At 42.4% G+C, this 18,028-nt stretch carries 13 protein-coding genes and 1 other annotated feature; of the genes, 5 read left to right on the forward strand and 8 right to left on the reverse strand.

Going from position 1 to position 18,028, the window contains the following annotated elements; genetic code table 11:
• Positions 1-18: 18 nt before the first annotated feature.
• Entirely contained in the window at positions 19-717 is a 699-nt protein-coding gene (locus NYE72_RS18200; protein WP_339210180.1) for a TetR/AcrR family transcriptional regulator, read from the forward strand.
• Positions 718-818: 101 nt separating this feature from the next.
• Here NYE72_RS18200 and NYE72_RS18205 read toward each other — a convergent pair whose 3' ends face one another.
• The 4 genes from NYE72_RS18205 to NYE72_RS18220 all read right to left on the reverse strand — a co-directional run bounded on the left by NYE72_RS18205 (position 819) and on the right by NYE72_RS18220 (position 8,107).
• Positions 819-2,420 carry a hypothetical protein gene (locus NYE72_RS18205; RefSeq protein ID WP_339210182.1) on the reverse strand — a complete coding sequence of 534 codons (1,602 nt, stop codon included), beginning with the start codon at positions 2,418-2,420 and terminating at the stop codon, positions 819-821.
• Positions 2,413-3,126 carry an ABC transporter ATP-binding protein gene (locus tag NYE72_RS18210; RefSeq protein WP_036688363.1) on the reverse strand — a complete coding sequence of 238 codons (714 nt, stop codon included), beginning with the start codon at positions 3,124-3,126 and terminating at the stop codon, positions 2,413-2,415. Before NYE72_RS18210 ends, NYE72_RS18205 begins: the two co-directional genes overlap by 8 nt.
• Before the next feature lie 1,508 nt (positions 3,127-4,634).
• Positions 4,635-6,374 carry an ABC transporter ATP-binding protein gene (locus NYE72_RS18215; RefSeq protein ID WP_038571881.1) on the reverse strand — a complete coding sequence of 580 codons (1,740 nt, stop codon included), beginning with the start codon at positions 6,372-6,374 and terminating at the stop codon, positions 4,635-4,637.
• Positions 6,371-8,107 carry an ABC transporter ATP-binding protein gene (locus NYE72_RS18220; protein ID WP_339210185.1) on the reverse strand — a complete coding sequence of 579 codons (1,737 nt, stop codon included), beginning with the start codon at positions 8,105-8,107 and terminating at the stop codon, positions 6,371-6,373. Before NYE72_RS18220 ends, NYE72_RS18215 begins: the two co-directional genes overlap by 4 nt.
• 150 nt (positions 8,108-8,257) lie before the next feature.
• Between NYE72_RS18220 and NYE72_RS18225 the strand changes: the two genes are divergently transcribed.
• The gene (locus tag NYE72_RS18225) at positions 8,258-9,127 is read left to right on the forward strand and encodes a LysR family transcriptional regulator (RefSeq protein WP_036688370.1); all 870 of its coding nucleotides are present in this window, start codon (positions 8,258-8,260) and stop codon (positions 9,125-9,127) included.
• 8 nt (positions 9,128-9,135) lie between these two features.
• Here the strand turns inward: NYE72_RS18225 and metG are convergent, their stop codons facing one another.
• The gene (metG, locus tag NYE72_RS18230; protein ID WP_326047489.1) at positions 9,136-10,782 is read right to left on the reverse strand and encodes a methionine--tRNA ligase; all 1,647 of its coding nucleotides are present in this window, start codon (positions 10,780-10,782) and stop codon (positions 9,136-9,138) included.
• A gap of 43 nt (positions 10,783-10,825) precedes the next feature.
• Positions 10,826-11,087 (reverse strand) — a binding site (T-box leader).
• 125 nt (positions 11,088-11,212) lie between these two features.
• Here metG and NYE72_RS18235 point away from each other — a divergent pair.
• A complete protein-coding gene (locus NYE72_RS18235) occupies positions 11,213-11,677 on the forward strand; it encodes a DUF4362 domain-containing protein (protein ID WP_051491574.1) in 465 nt (154 codons plus the stop codon).
• 61 nt (positions 11,678-11,738) lie between these two features.
• On the opposite strand, the gene htpG is transcribed toward NYE72_RS18235, so the two are convergent.
• Positions 11,739-13,619, reverse strand: coding sequence for a molecular chaperone HtpG (htpG, locus tag NYE72_RS18240; protein WP_038571886.1), 1,881 nt, complete (start codon positions 13,617-13,619; stop codon positions 11,739-11,741).
• Positions 13,620-13,872: 253 nt separating this feature from the next.
• Between htpG and NYE72_RS18245 the strand changes: the two genes are divergently transcribed.
• Positions 13,873-14,295 carry a VOC family protein gene (locus NYE72_RS18245; RefSeq protein ID WP_051491575.1) on the forward strand — a complete coding sequence of 141 codons (423 nt, stop codon included), beginning with the start codon at positions 13,873-13,875 and terminating at the stop codon, positions 14,293-14,295.
• Here the strand turns inward: NYE72_RS18245 and NYE72_RS18250 are convergent.
• On the reverse strand, positions 14,266-15,141 hold the full coding sequence (locus NYE72_RS18250; RefSeq protein WP_036688377.1) for a LysR family transcriptional regulator: 876 nt from the start codon (positions 15,139-15,141) through the stop codon (positions 14,266-14,268). The genes NYE72_RS18245 and NYE72_RS18250 overlap by 30 nt on opposite strands.
• 121 nt (positions 15,142-15,262) lie before the next feature.
• On the opposite strand from NYE72_RS18250, the gene dapA reads away from it, so the two are divergent.
• A complete protein-coding gene (gene dapA / locus NYE72_RS18255; protein ID WP_036688378.1) occupies positions 15,263-16,159 on the forward strand; it encodes a 4-hydroxy-tetrahydrodipicolinate synthase in 897 nt (298 codons plus the stop codon).
• A 188-nt stretch (positions 16,160-16,347) separates the two neighbouring features.
• Here dapA and NYE72_RS18260 read toward each other — a convergent pair whose 3' ends face one another.
• A complete protein-coding gene (locus tag NYE72_RS18260) occupies positions 16,348-17,736 on the reverse strand; it encodes a DEAD/DEAH box helicase (RefSeq protein WP_036688380.1) in 1,389 nt (462 codons plus the stop codon).
• Between the last annotated feature and the right edge of the window lie 292 nt (positions 17,737-18,028).

The raw sequence follows: 18,028 nt of genomic DNA on the forward strand, positions 1-18,028 counted from the left end.
TAACAGGAGGTCGTTTCGATGAGAATCAAAAATCTGCAAATCACTGAACAAGATATAATAAAAGCTTCTTGGGAGCTGTTGGATGATATCGGCATAGAGGCATTTAGTATGCGTAAATTAGCAGAACTATTAAATATACAAGCCGCCTCTCTCTATTGGCATTTTAAGAGTAAACAGAGTATTTTCCAGACACTGGCTAATGAGATCGCCAAAGAAGCCCTCGAAACTGCGAATCTCGAAGGTGATTGGCAAGAACAGCTTTTTCATTTTGCAGATCGAATCCGCGAGGTTTTACATAAGTATCCTTGCTCGGCTCAGCTGATGATGAGAACCTTGCCTTCTGAACCTAATTATCTATCTTTACTGAATACTTTGCTTCAGATCGTGGATCATCTTCCTTTAAGCGATAGTGACAAATTCTCCTTAATTGCTTGCGTGTTAAACTATGTAATCTCTTTCGAATTGGACAAATATGAGCAGGATCGAATTGACTTAGCCATGAAAAATGAACCTAATGGAGGTGCTAGAGAGGTATTTAAACAATCGCTTGAGCACTTATCAGGGGATGGACCTAATGTTATAAAACGAATGTACGAAAACAATATCTTTAATGAAATTGGCTCCGATAAGATGTTCTATACAGGTCTAAAAATAATGGTGAGTGGAATTGAACAGTTAGCTAATGAGCGACAAGAGCGAGAAGAGCAAGAAGAATAACAAGAGCGACAGTAGAGCTTAGGGGATTTTTCACGAAAATAAATCTTGGCACAAAAAAGGGGCATCCCAGCAGCCGATTTCGGCTTTTGGAATGCCCTTTTTTAAAGAGCCCGAAATAAAAGTTCTCCTTTGGACTGAATATATCTATACATCACTCCACATGCCACAAATATCACCACACCAATACCTAACATAACGAGATTACCATTTAGATCGGATAAAAGAAAACTCAAACCAAATGGAATCAGCAAGCTGATAAATCCTATAATCATCGCTACAAGGACCGAAGCACTTTGTTTAATTACTGAGACTTCGTTAGTCCACTCCAGTTTAGGAAGCTTCAAGTTAACGATCACACCTACCATTGCAGTAAGACAAGCGTATAGGACGGGGATTATTAGCAATAACAAGCTCTCCATCCAGCCTGTGCCCAGAGAAATCATTAGAAGCACACTACTAACAATCACAATCGGTACTGTAATGGTGAGATTCACTACGATTTTACTTAATAATATGGTTTTTGTCGGAACGGGGGCGCTTTTTAAAATCCAAATATGGTTACCTTCAAGCGAAATCGAACTCGATGTCGTACAGCTTAATGCAACAAAGAGGGAAACAAATAGTGGCGCCAATCTGCTTAGATAGTTAGAGAGTTCAGGTATCTCAATAATTTGTCCTAATTGCTCTGAGCTAACAAACAGTAAGGTAATCGCCATGACAAGTAACATAACCATACCGATACTCGTATTTAGCACATATATAGAAGAACTGAAATAGCGGCGCAGCTCTTTTTTATACAATGTGTAAAGCGGTGAAGAGACTTCAAGTGACCTCATTTGATACTTATTCTTTGAGTAAGAAGTCGTAAGGCCTGTGTGTATTGCTTTATATTTGCTGCCAAGAATAAGGGTAAACAACATAAAAGAAAGTAACGAAATCCCTATAAATAATAGTAAAGGAGCTACCTGATACGAGCAGACAGCATCTACATACATAACCGTCAAAGGATATAAGTTGAAGATTTGATCGGCAATTTGTGTGCTCATATCCGCAAGTAACTGCGGGTCATTCCCATTCATTTGGCCTGAACCCAAAATAATAACAATGATTACGGCAAAAGTCAGAATGAGACTTATTAAACGACTTCCTTTAAAACGTGAGGAAATCCAACTAATCAATGCCCCTATAATTGTTGCAGCAATGATCGGCACTAATGGGATAAATAGCAGCGTTATCATGAAAAATAAATAATATACTACTGCCGGATTTACCTTTATAGCATAAACTACACCTGCTGGCACCATCACCATCAATGAGAACAGTATATTCAGCACATAGAGCTGAACTACACGGCTTGCTACGATATGGCTCGTTTTGATAGGCAACGACATTACGAGATCGTAATCTTTGGAGCCAAATAATACCCCACTCGCCTTATAGATCGTTGTAAAAAATCCAATCAAGCAAGTAACAGCCATCATAATCGCAAGCAGCAGCTCTGGCCTGCCTATCTGTTCAAGGGTCTCTGCTATCATGAAGCTATATCCAAACGAAACTACTGCCATCATGACAATCCCTATTAAGATACCGATGCTCAGCAAAAGCATTTTTCGTCTTTCTTTCATATTCCTTGTATGCAAAGCTTTATTTAACCCAAACGATGAGATCAGCTGAATTTTCGTCAATCGCCAGATATTAATCATGTTTAATCAACTCCAAAAACACATCTTCAAGGCTGCTGTCACCCTTCACCTCTTCTGTTTTCCCATGAGTGATCAATTCACCCGCTTTGATAATGGCAATCTTATTGCAGAGCTTCTCGGCCACATCCAGTACATGCGTCGAAAAAAAGATCGCACTGCCTTGGCTGCAAATCTCCGCCATGATTCTCTTGAGCGTGTGTGCCGCTTTTGGATCAAGTCCCACAAAGGGTTCATCCAGAACGAGCAGCTTCGGTTTATGAATAAGCGCGGAGATAATCGCGAGTTTCTGTTTCATACCATGAGAATATGCGGAGATTAAATCCCCCAGATTAGAGGTAATCTCAAATTCATCGCTATACTTCTTTATCAATAACTCCCGATCCGCTTTCGATACACTAAAAAGATCACCAATAAAATTCAAGTACTGAATGCCCGTCAGATGATCGTATAGATCCGGATTATCTGGAATATATGCAGTAATCGCTTTGCAGGCTAAGGGATCTTTTTTAATGGAGTACCCACCAATCTCGATATCCCCCTCCTCAAAATCTAAAACTCCGACCACTGCTCGGATAGTTGTTGTTTTCCCCGCACCGTTATGACCGATAAAGCCATAGATGTCACCTTTTTCGACCACCAAATTCAGATCATTTACCGCCTTTTTGCCACCCTTGTAGCTCTTGGTAAAATGTTTGATTGTCAACATCTTGCCACTCCCCTTCCAATCTCATAACACTCTCGACAAGCCATATTTACTATAGTTTCGTCGTCTTCAATATACGTTTCTTATAATACGTTTAGCCCGTCCAGATAGTTCATTCATTCACAAATATTTTTATCGGAAATTCCCACCCTATAGCGCGCGAGGTGAATAGTAACCGGGTCCGTAAGGGTAAGCAATTTACTTTTGAACGCTAAACAATCGACTTCGTTGGTGCCACGGTGTAAAGGACCGAGGCGCCCTTATTTCACAAAATCATGCCTTTTTCCACTCCGTTCGGACTCAGATGCAGCTATTGTGCCATATCCACTGCATTTTGCTGCAAAATCAGCCGAATAAGTGCTATGCAGTCCGTTACTTTGAAATAAGGCGCCAAAAACACTATTTAGCTGCAATACGGTCCGCAAGGGTAAACAAACTACTTTGGAACGTTAAGCCAACTCCTTTGGTGACGATGAGCTAACTACTTTAGGACGCTAAGTAAACGAATTTCTAAGCATTCTACTCCGGAACAGTAGCAATCTACCTTTGGCGATGGCTGCCATTCCTACGTATTGGACCGAGGCGCCCTTATTTCACAAAATCATGCCTTTTTCCACTCCGTTCGGACTCAGATGCAGCTATTGTGCCATATCCACTGCATTTTGCTGCAAAATCAGCCGAATAAGTGCTATGCAGTCCGTTACTTTGAAATAAGGCGCCAAAAACACTATTTAGCTGCAATACGGTCCGCAAGGGTAAACAAACTACTTTGCTGACGATGTGATAGCTACTTTGGAACGCTAAGCAAATTACTTTGGGGACGGTGAGATAACTAACTTTGGAACGCTATCCAAACTACTTTGGGGACGATGAGCTAACTACTTTGGAACGCTAAGCAAGCTACTTTGGGGACGCTGATCTAACTACTTTGGAACGTAAGCGAACTACTTTCTAAGCATTCTACTCTGGAACAGAAGCAATCTACTTTTGGCGGTTGCCGCCATTGCAACGTATTGGACCGAGGCGCCCTTATTTGACAAAATCATGCCTTTTTCCACTTCGTTCGGACTCAGATGCAGCTATTGTGCCATATCCGCTCCTTTTTGCTGCAAAATCAGCCGAATAAGTGCTATGCAGTCCGTTACTTTGGGGAAAGGCGCCAAAAACACTATTTAGCTGCAATACGGTCCGCAACAGTAAGGTAAGGTAAGGTAAGGTAAGGTAAGGTAAGGTAAGGTAAGGTAAGGTAAGGTAAGGTAAGGTAAGGTAAGGTAAGGTAAGGTAAGGTAAGGTAAGGTAAGGTAAGGTAAGGTAAGGTAAGGTAAGGTAAGGTAAGGTAAGGTAAGGTAAGGTAAGGTAAGGTAAGGTAAGGTAAGGTAAGGTAAGGTAAGGTAAGGTAAGGTAAGGTAAGGTAAGCCAAGCCAAGCTTAGCCAAACTAACTATCCACCCGACAAAAAGAGCATTCACCCCCAAATTCGGGATTGAATGCTCTTTTTTCTAAATGCAAAGTCTACGCTGATGCGAACTGACTGTTATATAATCTGGCGTAATATCCACCGCTAGCTAGGAGTTGGTCATGCGTACCACTCTCCACAATGTCTCCGTCCTTCATGAAAAGAATGAGATCCGATTCTCGAATCGTTGACAAACGGTGGGCAATTACAAAGCTGGTCCGGCCTGCGATCATTTTTAGAAAAGCCTTCTGAATCCGTACCTCAGTCAGCGTATCAATACTGCTGGTGGCTTCATCCAAAATGAGCATAGGTGGATCTACGAGCATCACTCGTGCTATGGTTAGCAGCTGCTTTTGTCCTTGCGACAAATTATCTCCTGAGCCACTGATCTTCGTATCATATCCCTCAGGCAGGCGTTTAATGAAGCTATGAGCATTAGCAGCCTTAGCAGCAGCGATGACCTCTTCTTCGGTAGCCTCAGGTTTGCCGTAGGCAATATTTTCTCTAATTGTGCCGCCAAACAGCCAAGTGTCCTGCAACACCATCCCGAAATTACGCCGCAGACTGTCCCGGGTAATCGTCTTGATATCCACGCCGTCAATCTTGATGGAACCCCTATCCACATCATAAAAACGCATTAGCAGATTTACCAGCGTTGTCTTCCCCGCTCCCGTCTGCCCTACAATTGCAACCCGGGTACCTGGTTTCACTTCCAGACTGAAATCATTAATCAGAGGACGTTCAGGATTATAAGCAAAGGATACTTTTTCAAAGGTAATCGTTCCTTGACTTGTATTCATAATTTTGGCGTCTGTTGCATCAGCTGGTTCTGGCGATAGGTCTAGAATGGCGAAAATTCGCTGCGCTGATGCTGTTGCCGATTGAAGCTGCGTAATCACACCTGTAATTTCATTAAACGGCTTAGCAAACAAGTTGGAGAAGATCAAAAAGCTGGACAAATCCCCTACCGTCACAAGCCCGCGAATCACCATAACACTTCCGATCATCGCGATAACAGAGAAGGTAATATTATTTACTAACCGTGTTGTCGGATTGGACAAGGAACCGTAAAATTGTGATTTCACGCCAGTCTGGTACAAAGTCTCGTTTCGTTCTTCAAACTGGGTCAGTGCACGGTCTTCATAATGATAAGCTGTGACCACTTTTTGTCCGCCGATCATTTCCTCCACGTATCCGTTGAGACCGCCCAGAATTTTAGCCTGCTCCTTAAACATCTTCTGGGAGCGCATCGTAATGAATCTTGCCACAAAAAATGTAACGGGTGCTGACAGAAGAACAACTAAGGTCATTAAAGGACTAATGTACAACATGAGTGCAATTGCCCCCACGATGGTGATGATCCCCGTGAGCAGTGTTGAGAAGCCTTGCAGCAGTCCATCAGAGACCGCATCCATATCATTAACAAACCGGCTGATGCTGTCCCCTTGCGGGTGGTTATCATGAAATTTCAGCGGCAAAACATTTAATTTATCAAAAAGCTCCCGCCGTAAGTCATATACAGTCCGGTAAGCAATTCGATTAGTCAGGTAGGTAAGAAGCCATCCGAAAAAGCTGCCGACAATATACACCCCTGCCAGAATCAAAAGCAGTCTAAGTACGGCGTCAAAATCAACCTCTCCCGGCCCGATCATAAAATCGATGGCGCTGCCGATAAGCAACGGGCCAATTAGACTGGCAATCACACTGAGTATTGCGCAGATTACTGCACCTATAGCTATTTTTTTATAATGCCCTGTGTATACAATAAGTCTTTTCCAAATGTTGTTTTTGTTCATTGGCCCGACTCCTCACTTGATAGCTGGGACAGGCAGATTTCTTTATACTCTTTACAACCCCGCATCAGCTCCTCATGGGTTCCGACACCGGCGATCCGCCCTTCCTCAAATACCATTATTTTATCCGCTTGTCTTACAGTGCTTACCCTCTGCGAGACAAGGAGCACGGTCATTTCCTGGCTGCTCTCTTTAAGAGCCTTTCGAAGTGCCGCATCTGTGGAGAAATCCAGCGCACTGGAGGAGTCATCCAAAATAAGAATCGATGGCTTACCTACTACTGCACGAGCTATGGTTAAGCGCTGCTTTTGTCCACCGGATAAATTTAATCCACCACGAGATACTTGCGTATTCAAGCCTTCGGGTAATTTACGTATAAACTCCTCCGCTTGAGCGATAGAGGCTGCCTGCATGATTTCTTCCTCAGTTGCATCTTCCTTGCCCCAACGTATATTCTCAGCGATTGTTCCTGTAAACAGCACAGCTTTTTGCGGTACAATCCCTATTTTCTCACGAAGCTGGTGCAGCTTGTAATCTCTGACATCCACACCATCCACTTTCACTTCACCTTGCACCACATCATACAAACGAGGGATCAAATTCACAAAAGTAGACTTACCTGAACCCGTACTGCCAATCAGACCCACGGTCTCTCCGCGATTAATTACTAAAGATATATCCTCTAATGCCGATTCACCTGTCGTATTATACCCAAAGGATACGTGATCGAATTGTATAGCAGGGGCAGCATGGTCGGGTTCAGCAATCAATGCATTTCCTTCCTCGGACACGGATACCTTAACACCAAGCACTTCATTCACACGATTCGCTGAGGATGAGGCTTTTGTAAAAATAATAACCAAGTTGGAGACTACTATCAGCGCCAGCAAGATCTGAGTGATGTAATTGATGAAGGCAATGATCTCCCCTTGAGACAATCGGCCCCCATCGATATGAATTCCGCCTACCCACAAAATAGCTATGATCGCCGCATTTACTACAAGTGTAGTCATCGGCCCAAGCAAAGCAGAAATCCGCGAAACCCGGATCGCCGTAGTAGTCAAATCATCAGATGAGGCATCAAAACGTTCTTTTTCTGTACGTCTTTTGGCAAAAGCACGAATCACTCGAATCCCCGATAAATTCTCACTCAGTACGAGCGCAAGGGCATCCAGCTTCTGCTGGTATTTTCGGTACAAAGGAGCACTGCGGGTGATAATAAAATATAAAATAATGCCGAAAACCGGTGTTGCCGCTATTAGAATCAGCGATAATCTAAAATCCAAAATCATGGACATTAGGATAGCCCCGATGCAGATAAACGGTGCACGAATAACTAGACGAATCAGCATGGCCACAGCAATTTGCAGCTGGTTTACGTCATTGGTAATCCGATTAATCAGTGTAGGCGTACCTAAGGTATCCAGTTCAGCATACGACAAGGATGTAATATGTCTAAACATCTTATTGCGTAGTGTCGTACCGAATCCCTGTGAAGCCCGGGCTGCATAGTATTGGCATACCATGGAGCAGCCGAAGCCAAGCAGTGACATCAGAACCATTAGGCCACCCATGCGGTAAACATAGGCGCTGTCATGATTGCCAACCCCGTTGTTGATGATCAATGCGACAATGGTAGGCAAAATCAGCTCCAGAATCGCTTCCATCAGTTTGAAGATCGGTCCAATGATCGCTTCTTTTTTGTACGGCTTTAAATATACTGCAATTTTGAACAAATTTATCCACACCCAACATAAGAAGTATTTAACCACTTGAAATATGTATAAGAACAGTTATGATTATGGCATATCTACTCACATATTAATAATATTGGATTCGTATCGCTCCCATACGATTAGCATATCTCAAGTTCGGAGGATTTTTATATGGATATTAGACAGCTTAAATATTTTATGGCGATAGCTGAGGAAGGACAGATCACATCTGCAGCCAAAAAACTGCAAATGGCCCAGCCTCCACTGAGCCAGCAGCTAAAGCTCCTGGAGGAAGAACTCGGTGTAAAGCTAGTGGAACGAGGTCCACGCAGCGTGCAGCTCACTGAAGCTGGAGCCATTTTGCGGGACCGTGCCCAACAAATTCTGGAGCTGGCAGATTCCACTGCCCGTGAGCTCACTGATTTTGTCAAAGGTTTAAAAGGAACCCTAGCCATTGGTACAGTTTCTTCCTCTGGAGCTACGTTGCTTCAAGATCGGCTATGTGAATTTCACAAAACCTATAAAGGTGTGAAGTTTGAGATTCATGAAGGAAATACCTTTAGAATCATTGACCTCTTGAATAAAGGCATTGTCGAAGTCGGGATTGTTAGGACACCCTTTAATGGTACAAATTTAGAATGTCTTTACACACAAGCTGAACCTATGATTGCCGTAATGACACCTGAGTATGACTGGAAAACGGATGAAAACTTTATTGAGATCGGTGAGCTAAAGGATAAGCCGCTTATTATCTACCGCCGTTTTGAGCAGCTTATCCGGGAAACATGTCTTGAGAACGGCTTTGATCCGCTGATTTTCTGTATGAATGATGATGCTAGAACAACACTGCTCTGGGCAAACGCTGGTCTTGGCATCGGAATCATCCCCAAATCCGCTTTCGAATTAACGAGTAATAGTAATTTGATCTATAAAGAAATTAGTAGTGAATCACTACGCACGCGGGTCGCCGCCGTCTGGATTAAGGATAAATACTTGTCATCATTGGCTTCAAAGTTTATTGAGAGTTTCAAGAATGGATAATACCAGCTCTATTTATTCACTTGCTGTTGAACGAGCCTATCCTCTTCTTCTTTAATACGGTTAATATCAATTCGTTCAAACAATAATTGTAAATCAGTAACCTGTTGGTAAGGGGGTACCGAGCAAGGCTGCCAATTCGGTAGTTCTAACGACAGGAACCCCCTGATCTTGTCACAAGAGAACGGCAGAAACGGATGTAACAAATTCGCTAGGTTCGCAATAATCTGCACACATGTGTATATTGCAGAATCACAAGAAACCTGATCCTCTTTTATCTGTATCCATGGTTTTTGCAGGTCGAAATACTGGTTTGCCTTGCGCACATAAGAAAAAATATACTCCAGCGCATCTTTTAGATTCCCAGCCTCAATAAGCCGCCCTGATTCGAGATACAAGAGGTCAATGTTGTCATTCCACCCCTTATCCAATTGCCCATTCGGCACTTTCCCTTCATAAAACTTATCTACAAAAGCCAATGAACGGTTCACAAAGTTACCAAATGCTCCAAGCAGCTCTCCATTATGGCTATAAATAAACTCTCTCCAGGAAAAATCCGTGTCCCGCTTCTCGGGTCCATTAGCAATTAAGAAATAACGAATAGAATCTGGCTGATACCGCTCTAAAATATCAGGTACCCAGACCGCCCAGTTTCGGCTAGTGGAGAACTTCTGCCCTTCAAGGGTTAAATATTCGCTAGATATAATCCTGTCCGGTAAATGCAGACCTCCAGCTCCTAATAACACAGCCGGCCATATTAAAGTGTGAAAAGGAATATTGTCTTTACCATGCACATAATAAGCAGTAATCTCCCCTTTTTCCTCTAACCAAAAATCCTCCCAGCTTCCTCCGGACTGTGCAGCCCACTGCTTACTGGCTGATAAATAACCACTTACCGCCTCAATCCAAACATAAATCTTTTTATCTTCAAATCCAGCCACAGGAACATCTACACCCCAAGACAAGTCTCTTGTTACCGCGCGGTCCTGCAGCTCTTCTTGTAAATAACGTTTGGTCAGTTTTATAGCGTTATCTCTCCAAAATTGTGCTTCCTCTACATATTCCGTTAATTCAGACTGAAAATTAGATAAGCTAAGATAATAATGTTCTGTCGGCCTTTCTGATGGTGTATTACCACATAATTTGCAGACTCTGTCTAACAAATCGGCAGGATCTAGAATCGTAGAACAATAATCACATTGATCCCCTCGCGCCCGCTGGCCACATACCGGACAAGTCCCTTCCACATATCTGTCTGGCAAAAAGCGCTGATCCACCTCGCAGTAACATTGCGCAATGGTTTTTTTATATAAATGACCATTCTCTAGTAGCTTTGTAAACAACTCTTGCACGACCTTATGATGCTGCGGTTGATCCGTTCGAGTATATAGATCATAACTAAATCCCAGCTGTTTAAAACACTTCAGAAACTCCTCATGATATCTGCTTGCAAAAGCTCCGGGTGTAATCCCTTCATTCGCAGCCTGAACCGCTACGGGTGTGCCATGGCAATCACTGCCTGATACATATAATACGTTATCCCCTTTGGAGCGAAAATATCGTGCCAGCACATCCCCAGGCAACACACTTGATAATCTCCCAAGATGTAAAGATCCATTCGCATACGGCCAAGCACCACCTATAAACACATTACTCATTAACCTTCTCCTCCTTTTTTTGACAACAAAAAAACTCCCATCCACAAAGGACGAGAGTTCTACTCACGTGTTACCACCTAATTTTATAAATGCCTCATGACATTTACCTCTTCAGGTACGACGTTAATTAACGTTTATACCCTAGCACTGTAACGGATGCAGGTTCCGGCGCAGCCTACAACCCATAAGGTTTCGATGCGCAGCTCTGAGACCATATTCCCAAGGGTTTTCTTTACTCCTTTTCAGCGACCGGAGCTCTCTGTTGAAAGAATTGCCGTGGTACTCTTTCTCTTCTTTGCTTTTACATATTCAAGTTAGAGAAAATAATAATCAATTTGTTGTTTATTGTCAATGTGAAAAATCAAGCTCACTGTAACTTTTCCAGTTAATCTCCGTCTTTTATATAAATACGTTACAAGGAGGTCCCTCAGTGAAAAAGGTAAATTTGCTTACACTCTCTGTTCTTTTACTAGCAGGGGTATGGGGTTGCTCCGATAATCAAGTCAATTCTGTACCTAAAAGTGAGCCCTATACTTCCAAAGAAGCCATCAGTAGAGGGGATATTGTTTCTTGGGAAAAAGTGTACAACCTCGATAAATTCGAGCAATTTATAACGAATCTCTCCAGCAAAAAAGCAGACAATATACGCGTTACAAGTTACACAGATGAAGGCGATCCTATATTTAAGGATTTGAAATTTGACGGTAACGTGATTAATTATAGCTATGATACCTCTAATGATGCATTCGGTGGAAGCAACACAGGAGTCAGAACCGATACCTGCTCCGAAGTGACGAGTAAAAAAAGCACACAAGGTGAAATTATCTATTCGATCAGCGGTTGCACAAATAATGACTCTGAAATTGATTACTACCTTTTTCGCACAACAAAATGAAATGCTGAAATAAAAAAGACCACCCAATCATAATACAATTGGATGGTCTCTGTACTTCATATTATTTCATGATTTTGCAAATATCATTGGTGAATTGAACAGGATCACTAACCTGTAGACCTTCGATCAACAGCGCTTGGTTGTACAGCAGGTTCGTGTATAAACCGAGCTTTTCTTTGTCGTTCTCTGCTGCCGCCTTCAAGGACTGGAATACTTCGTGATGGATGTTGATTTCAAGTACCTTATCCGCTTGCACCTCTTGGCCATTCGGCATCGATTTCAGAATTTTCTCCATCTCGATCGTCAGCTCACCTTCTGCAGAGAGACATACCGGATGAGTCTTTAAACGTTTGGAAGCTTTAACATTTTTCACTTTGCCGGACAGGATGTCCTTCATCGCTTCAAAAAGCTCCTTGTTTTCGTTCTCTTCCGCTTCCGTTGGCTTGTCCGCTTCGTCGGCTTCGATCCCCAGATCTCCGCTGGATACGGATTTAAATTCTTTTTCCTTATAAGACTGAATCATCTTGATCGCAAATTCATCAATATCATCAGTGAAGTAGAGAATTTCATACCCTTTATCCGATACAAGCTCGGTTTGCGGGAGCTTCTCGATTCTGTCGATCGACTCTCCGGAAGCATAGTAGATATACTTCTGATCTTCTGGCATTCTTGAGACGTATTCGTCCAGCGTAACCAGCTTCTTCTCCTTGGAGGAGTAGAACATCAGTAAATCTTGGAGGGTGTCTTTGTGCATCCCATAATCGTTATAAACACCAAACTTAAGCTGTCTGCCAAAAGCATTATAGAACTGCTCATATTTCTCTCTTTCATCCTTCAGCAGGCTTTGCAGTTGGCTTTTCACTTTATTCTTAATATTCTTAGCGATCAAAGTCAGCTGACGGTCATGCTGGAGCATCTCTCTGGAAATGTTCAAGGAAAGATCCTCTGAGTCCACCATACCTTTTACAAAACTGAAGTAATCAGGCAGCAGATCCGCACATTTGTTCATGATCAACACACCGTTGGAATAGAGCTCAAGACCTTTTTCATATTCCTTTGTGTAATAGTCAAACGGTGTATTTTCTGGGATGAACAAAATCGCATTGTACACTACAGCACCATCAGCACTGATATGAATATGTTTAAGCGGCTTATCGAAGCCGTAACGTTTCTCTGCATAGAAGTTATCGTAATCTTCTGTAGTCAGCTCGCTTTTGTTCTTGCGCCAGATTGGCACCATGCTGTTTACGGTTTGTTCTTGAACAACTTCTTCGAACTCATTCTCCGTGCCTTCTTTTGGCTTTTGTTCCTTCAAGTCCATTTTGATTGGGAAACGGATGAAGTCGGAGTATTTTTTAATGATGGATTTCAGGCGATATTCTTCCAAATATTCATCATATTGATCTTCTTCAGTATTCTCTTTAATCTTCAAAATCACATCAGTGCCGACAGAATCCTTCTCAACAGTCTCGATGGTATAGCCGTCAGCGCCCTTAGACTCCCATTTAAAGGCCTCGTCGCTGCCTAATGCCTTACTGATCACTATAACGTCATCAGCCACCATAAACGCAGCGTAGAAGCCCACTCCGAACTGTCCGATGATATTGTGGCCATCTTTAGCTTCGTTCTCTTTCTTAAAAGCAAGAGATCCACTCTTCGCGATTGTACCTAAGTTATTCTCCAGCTCCTCTTGTGTCATCCCGATACCTGTATCGGAAATCGTCAAGGTTCTGTTCGCCTTATCGGCGGTCACTTTAATATAATAATCCTCTTTATTGAAGACCAGGCCTTCATCAGCTAAGGCTTTGTAATAGATCTTATCAATCGCATCACTTGCATTGGAAATCAGTTCACGCAGGAAAATTTCCCGTTGAGTATAAATGGAGTTAATCATCATTTCCAGCAATCTTTTCGATTCGGCTTTAAACTCTTTTTTGGCCATGAATAAATAAATCTCCTTTCAAAATAACCTTATTATTCATCATTCCGTGATTAGCACTCTTCTTAGATGAGTGCTAATTCTTCTTTTTATATAACATAAACTGATTTTCAATGTCAAATTTTTTGGCTACTTTCATATGAAAATATAACCATTTACAATTCCCTTGCAATCCTATTGATTGTATGATTTAAATAGATTAGATACATAATTTCCAAATAAAGGTTTATACATTTCGGATTTGGGAGGTCTTTAAATGAATGAACAAGCAATGTCCGCTTTAAATTCCACAATAAAAAGCCCCGTAAAGAACTTAATTGGCAGTGTATTCATTCCCGTACATGATATTGAAAAATCCCGTCGCTGGTATTGCCAAGTCCTGGGGCTTCCAGAGACAGATTGTAAGATCATGAACGGTCATTTATGCCCGCTGCCTATGCAGGGAAACACTGGAATCATACTGGATACCATGCCGTTGTGGGGCGGCTTAGAACCTGAAGGAACACCGCCCATTACAACACCAGCTTTTTTGTTACTGACCGATGATTTGCAAGCCTCTTTCAATTATGTGAAGGCTCTCGGTGTAGAGCTAGTAACTGAAATTCAAGATGAGCATTGGTTTGTTGTGAAAGATCCTGATGGGAATAAATTAATGATTTGCAAGCAACATTTGGATTAAAAATTGAAGCGGTTGTGATTTCCACTTCTTAGGGTGCATCAGAAGCTGCAGATCAAAGTGAATTTCGGGATGAATAAAGGACAGCTCCGCCAAGCTTCCTCGTTCAATTTCTTCCTCTGCCACGATTTTTGGTAACAAAGCAATTCCAAGGCCATTCATTACACAACGTTTGATGGCCTCCAGATTCGAAAGCTCAAAACCTATGCGGAATATGATCCCGTGCTCTTTTAACAAATTCTCGAACAGACTGCGGTAAATACAGCTTTCCTCCGAGACTATTAGCTCACAGTTATTCAGATCGTTTAGGGTTACCGTATCCATCTGGGCAAGCGGATGATGAATGGGGGCTATCAATACAAGCGGCTCATCTCTGACGATCGTACGCTCAAGGATGGAATCCGCAGTGGTGCGATCCAACATTAAGCCTAGATCTACTTCGCCATCTTTTATTTTGGCAAGAAGATTAGCTTCCTGCATCGTTTGCAGATGAATATCCAGCTTCGGAAATTTAGTCCTTAGCTGCTGCAGGTAAGGAGGTAAATAAAAGGCCGCTAAAGAATCTATCGTCCCAATAGTTATCGTTCCTCCGATTTGCTGGGCGATGGTTTCTTTTGAACGATCATACAAATCCAAAATCTCCACGAACAGCTTCAATAACTCTTCTCCTGGCGGGGTAAGCCGCAGCTGACGGCCATGCCTCTCTATTAAAGGTACTCCATATTCCTTCTCTATCTTCTGTATTTGCATCGTCACACTTGATTGTGCATATCCCAATTCTTCAGCAGCTCGCGTAAAGCTCTGACGTTTAGCCACCTCGCGGAAGGTTCGTAAATAGGTTAAATCCATTACCTCACCCTAACATCAATATTTTTGATGATCCATATCATTTATTATAGCTAACGACGATGCTACTTTCCATGGTAAAGTGTATGTAGAGGAATTAAAATATTTTGGAGGCCGATAATTTATGCTTACAGAACAACAGATTTATGGAGTTTATGTCCCCGTGGTCACCCCGTTCAATGCTGCTGGTGAAGTTGATTTGGATTCGTATCAGCGTTATGTAAAGAACATTATTAACAACAGCATACAAGGTCTGGTCGTTAATGGAACCACCGGAGAATCGCCCACTGTAACCGTAAATGAAATGCAGCTTCTAGTAAACACTTCCCGTGAGCTTCTACAATCCACATCAATCCCCTTAGTAGTTGGTACAGGTACCAATGATACAGCCTCTACGGTTGCACGCACGGAAATTGCTGCAAACCTTGGTGCTGATTGTGCACTAGTAGTCGTACCTTATTATAGTCGTCCTTCACAAGAGGGTATCATTGCCCATTTCCGCAAAGCAGCAGAAGTAGGCATACCTATCATGGCTTATGATATTCCAAGTCGTACAGGTACCGCCATGACGGTAGATACTGCACGTACAATCCTAGAAATGAATAATGTTGTCGGTTTAAAAGACTGCTCAGGCAGTACAAAAATGGTTACAGAGTTAGTCCGTACAGGTGCTAAACCTGTGCTTGGCGGCGATGATTCCCTCTTTTATGAAATGCTTAGCTGCGGAGCAGCTGGGGGTATGCTCGCTACTGCCAACGTTTATCCGGCAGAATGCCTTCGTATCTTTGAAGCCTTTACATCTGGTCAAGTGGACTTCGCTAAAGAAAGCTTTGAACAACTACTGCCGATCATCCGCCTATTGTTCAAGGAATCGAATCCCGCTCCAATTAAATGGATGCTTAACCAAAACGGCCTACTATCCTCGGATACGCTTCGCCTCCCTATGACTTCCATCAGCACAGGACTTCAGCAAGAACTGAGCCCCTATGTTCAGGACAATACAATTGAAGCAACCGCATAAATGAAATAACAACAGCCGTTGTACAGTGAGGAACTGTTTAGCGGCTGTTTTTTGTTGTAAATCATCAGGACATAAAACATAAAAAACTGCACCTCCAAATGTTAGTTGTGTCTAACAATTGGGGTGCAGTTCAATTTACTCTGACGTTTTTTTATTTTGCTATAGAAACGATACGCATTCAAACTTACTTATCTGCTGCTCGTTTTTTGTCTTCCTTTTGTGAACCACTCGGACTTTGGCTTCAATGGAGGGTTAGACTTAGGTTTTGCTTTAGCTGGTTTGGATGCCGCTGATTTTGTTGCTGCCGGTTTTGTTGCCGCAGGTTTAGCAGTTGCTGGTTTGGAATTCGACGGTCTGGAAGACGATGGTCTCGAAGCTGCTGCTTTCGAACCTGACGGTTTCGCCGAACGATCTGTCTTCATTTGCGTTTTACGAGACATCGGATAAGGATGATCCTTAACTTCCGGAATCGATTTTCCAATCAATTTTTCAATATCTTTAAGGAAAGGAAGCTCTTCAGCTTCGCAAAAAGAAATTGCCGTTCCGCTCAATCCCGCTCTGCCTGTACGACCGATCCGGTGCACATAGGTTTCCGGAATGTTCGGTAGATTGAAGTTGATTACGTGAGACAGCTCATCAATATCAATTCCCCGGGCAGCTATATCCGTAGCTACGAGAACACGAGTCGCACCGCTTTTAAAATTCCGCAAGGCGTTCTGGCGATCATTTTGTGATTTATTGCCGTGTATGGCTTGAGCAGAAATGTTCACTTTAGCCAGATCGCGGGTAACACGGTCCGCACCACGTTTGGTACGAGTAAACACCAAAGCTGAGACGATGGATTTATCCTGTAACAGCAGGTTCAATTGGTTTTGCTTATTTCCGTTCTCTAATAAATAGATCGATTGATTGATTCTATCCGCAGTAGATGACACGGGTGTGATCTCTACCTTCACTGGATTCACAAGCAATGTTTTGATCAATTTGGAGATTTCAGTTGGCATCGTTGCCGAGAAAAACAGAGTTTGCTTCTTCGTAGGCATTTTGGCGATGATTCGTTTCACATCATGGATAAAGCCCATATCCAGCATCCGGTCAGCTTCATCTAGAACTAAAATTTGTACATATTGCAGATCTACACGTTTCTGATTGATCAGGTCGATAAGTCTACCAGGGGTAGCAATAAGAATATCGGCACCTTGATTCAGTGCGCGCTCTTGCACTTTCTGTGACACACCGCCAACAATGGCAGCAGAGCGGATATCTGTATATTGGCTATACGCTTTTATGTTATCAGCAATTTGAATCGCTAGTTCTCTTGTCGGTGTTAAAATCAACGAGCGAATGCGTCGCACATTATTGGATTTGTTTGGGTTGGATTGTTCGCTTAACAATTGAATAATAGGCACGGAAAATGCAGCTGTTTTTCCTGTTCCCGTTTGCGCGCATCCAAGTAAATCTCTACCCGCTAATACAGCTGGAATCGACTGCTCCTGTATTGGTGTAGGTGATGTATAGTTTTCTTTGCTTAAAGCCTTCAAAATTGCAGGCACAATATTCAGTTCATTAAATGTCATTGGGTCTCCTTAATTTCTAATACATATATTCTTAACAATAAATCCTTTTGTCACGTCATAAACCATAATCATAACACAATAAGTTACATAATAATAGATTTTCTTTATCATTACACCAATTTTCATTAAAAATCCATTTCAGGATACTATTCGTTCTGCTCGTACAGAAATATTTTGCTAACCGTAAAATACTCCTCCTCAATTTATCCTGGGGCGTATCTTTTGTTGATCCTGTTGATCCTGTTGAGCAATCGGACTCAGACGCCCTTATTTTGAAGATTCATGGTTTTTG

Source organism: Paenibacillus sp. FSL L8-0333, from assembly GCF_037965665.1.
In the GTDB taxonomy this organism is placed as follows: Bacteria; Bacillota; Bacilli; order Paenibacillales; family Paenibacillaceae; genus Paenibacillus_AQ; species Paenibacillus_AQ odorifer.

Excerpts from the sequence above, each read along its gene's own strand:
- NYE72_RS18215 (WP_038571881.1), bottom strand. The coding sequence starts at position 6,374 with ATGAACAAAAACAACATTTGGAAAAGACTTATTGTATACACAGGGCAT.
- NYE72_RS18210 (WP_036688363.1), bottom strand. The coding sequence starts at position 3,126 with ATGTTGACAATCAAACATTTTACCAAGAGCTACAAGGGTGGCAAAAAG.
- NYE72_RS18250 (WP_036688377.1), bottom strand. The coding sequence starts at position 15,141 with ATGGATTTAACCTATTTACGAACCTTCCGCGAGGTGGCTAAACGTCAG.
- NYE72_RS18200 (WP_339210180.1), top strand. The coding sequence starts at position 19 with ATGAGAATCAAAAATCTGCAAATCACTGAACAAGATATAATAAAAGCT.
- metG (WP_326047489.1), bottom strand. The coding sequence starts at position 10,782 with ATGAGTAATGTGTTTATAGGTGGTGCTTGGCCGTATGCGAATGGATCT.
- NYE72_RS18205 (WP_339210182.1), bottom strand. The coding sequence starts at position 2,420 with ATGATTAATATCTGGCGATTGACGAAAATTCAGCTGATCTCATCGTTT.
- NYE72_RS18245 (WP_051491575.1), top strand. The coding sequence starts at position 13,873 with ATGAATGAACAAGCAATGTCCGCTTTAAATTCCACAATAAAAAGCCCC.
- htpG (WP_038571886.1), bottom strand. The coding sequence starts at position 13,619 with ATGGCCAAAAAAGAGTTTAAAGCCGAATCGAAAAGATTGCTGGAAATG.
- NYE72_RS18225 (WP_036688370.1), top strand. The coding sequence starts at position 8,258 with ATGGATATTAGACAGCTTAAATATTTTATGGCGATAGCTGAGGAAGGA.
- dapA (WP_036688378.1), top strand. The coding sequence starts at position 15,263 with ATGCTTACAGAACAACAGATTTATGGAGTTTATGTCCCCGTGGTCACC.
- NYE72_RS18260 (WP_036688380.1), bottom strand. The coding sequence starts at position 17,736 with ATGACATTTAATGAACTGAATATTGTGCCTGCAATTTTGAAGGCTTTA.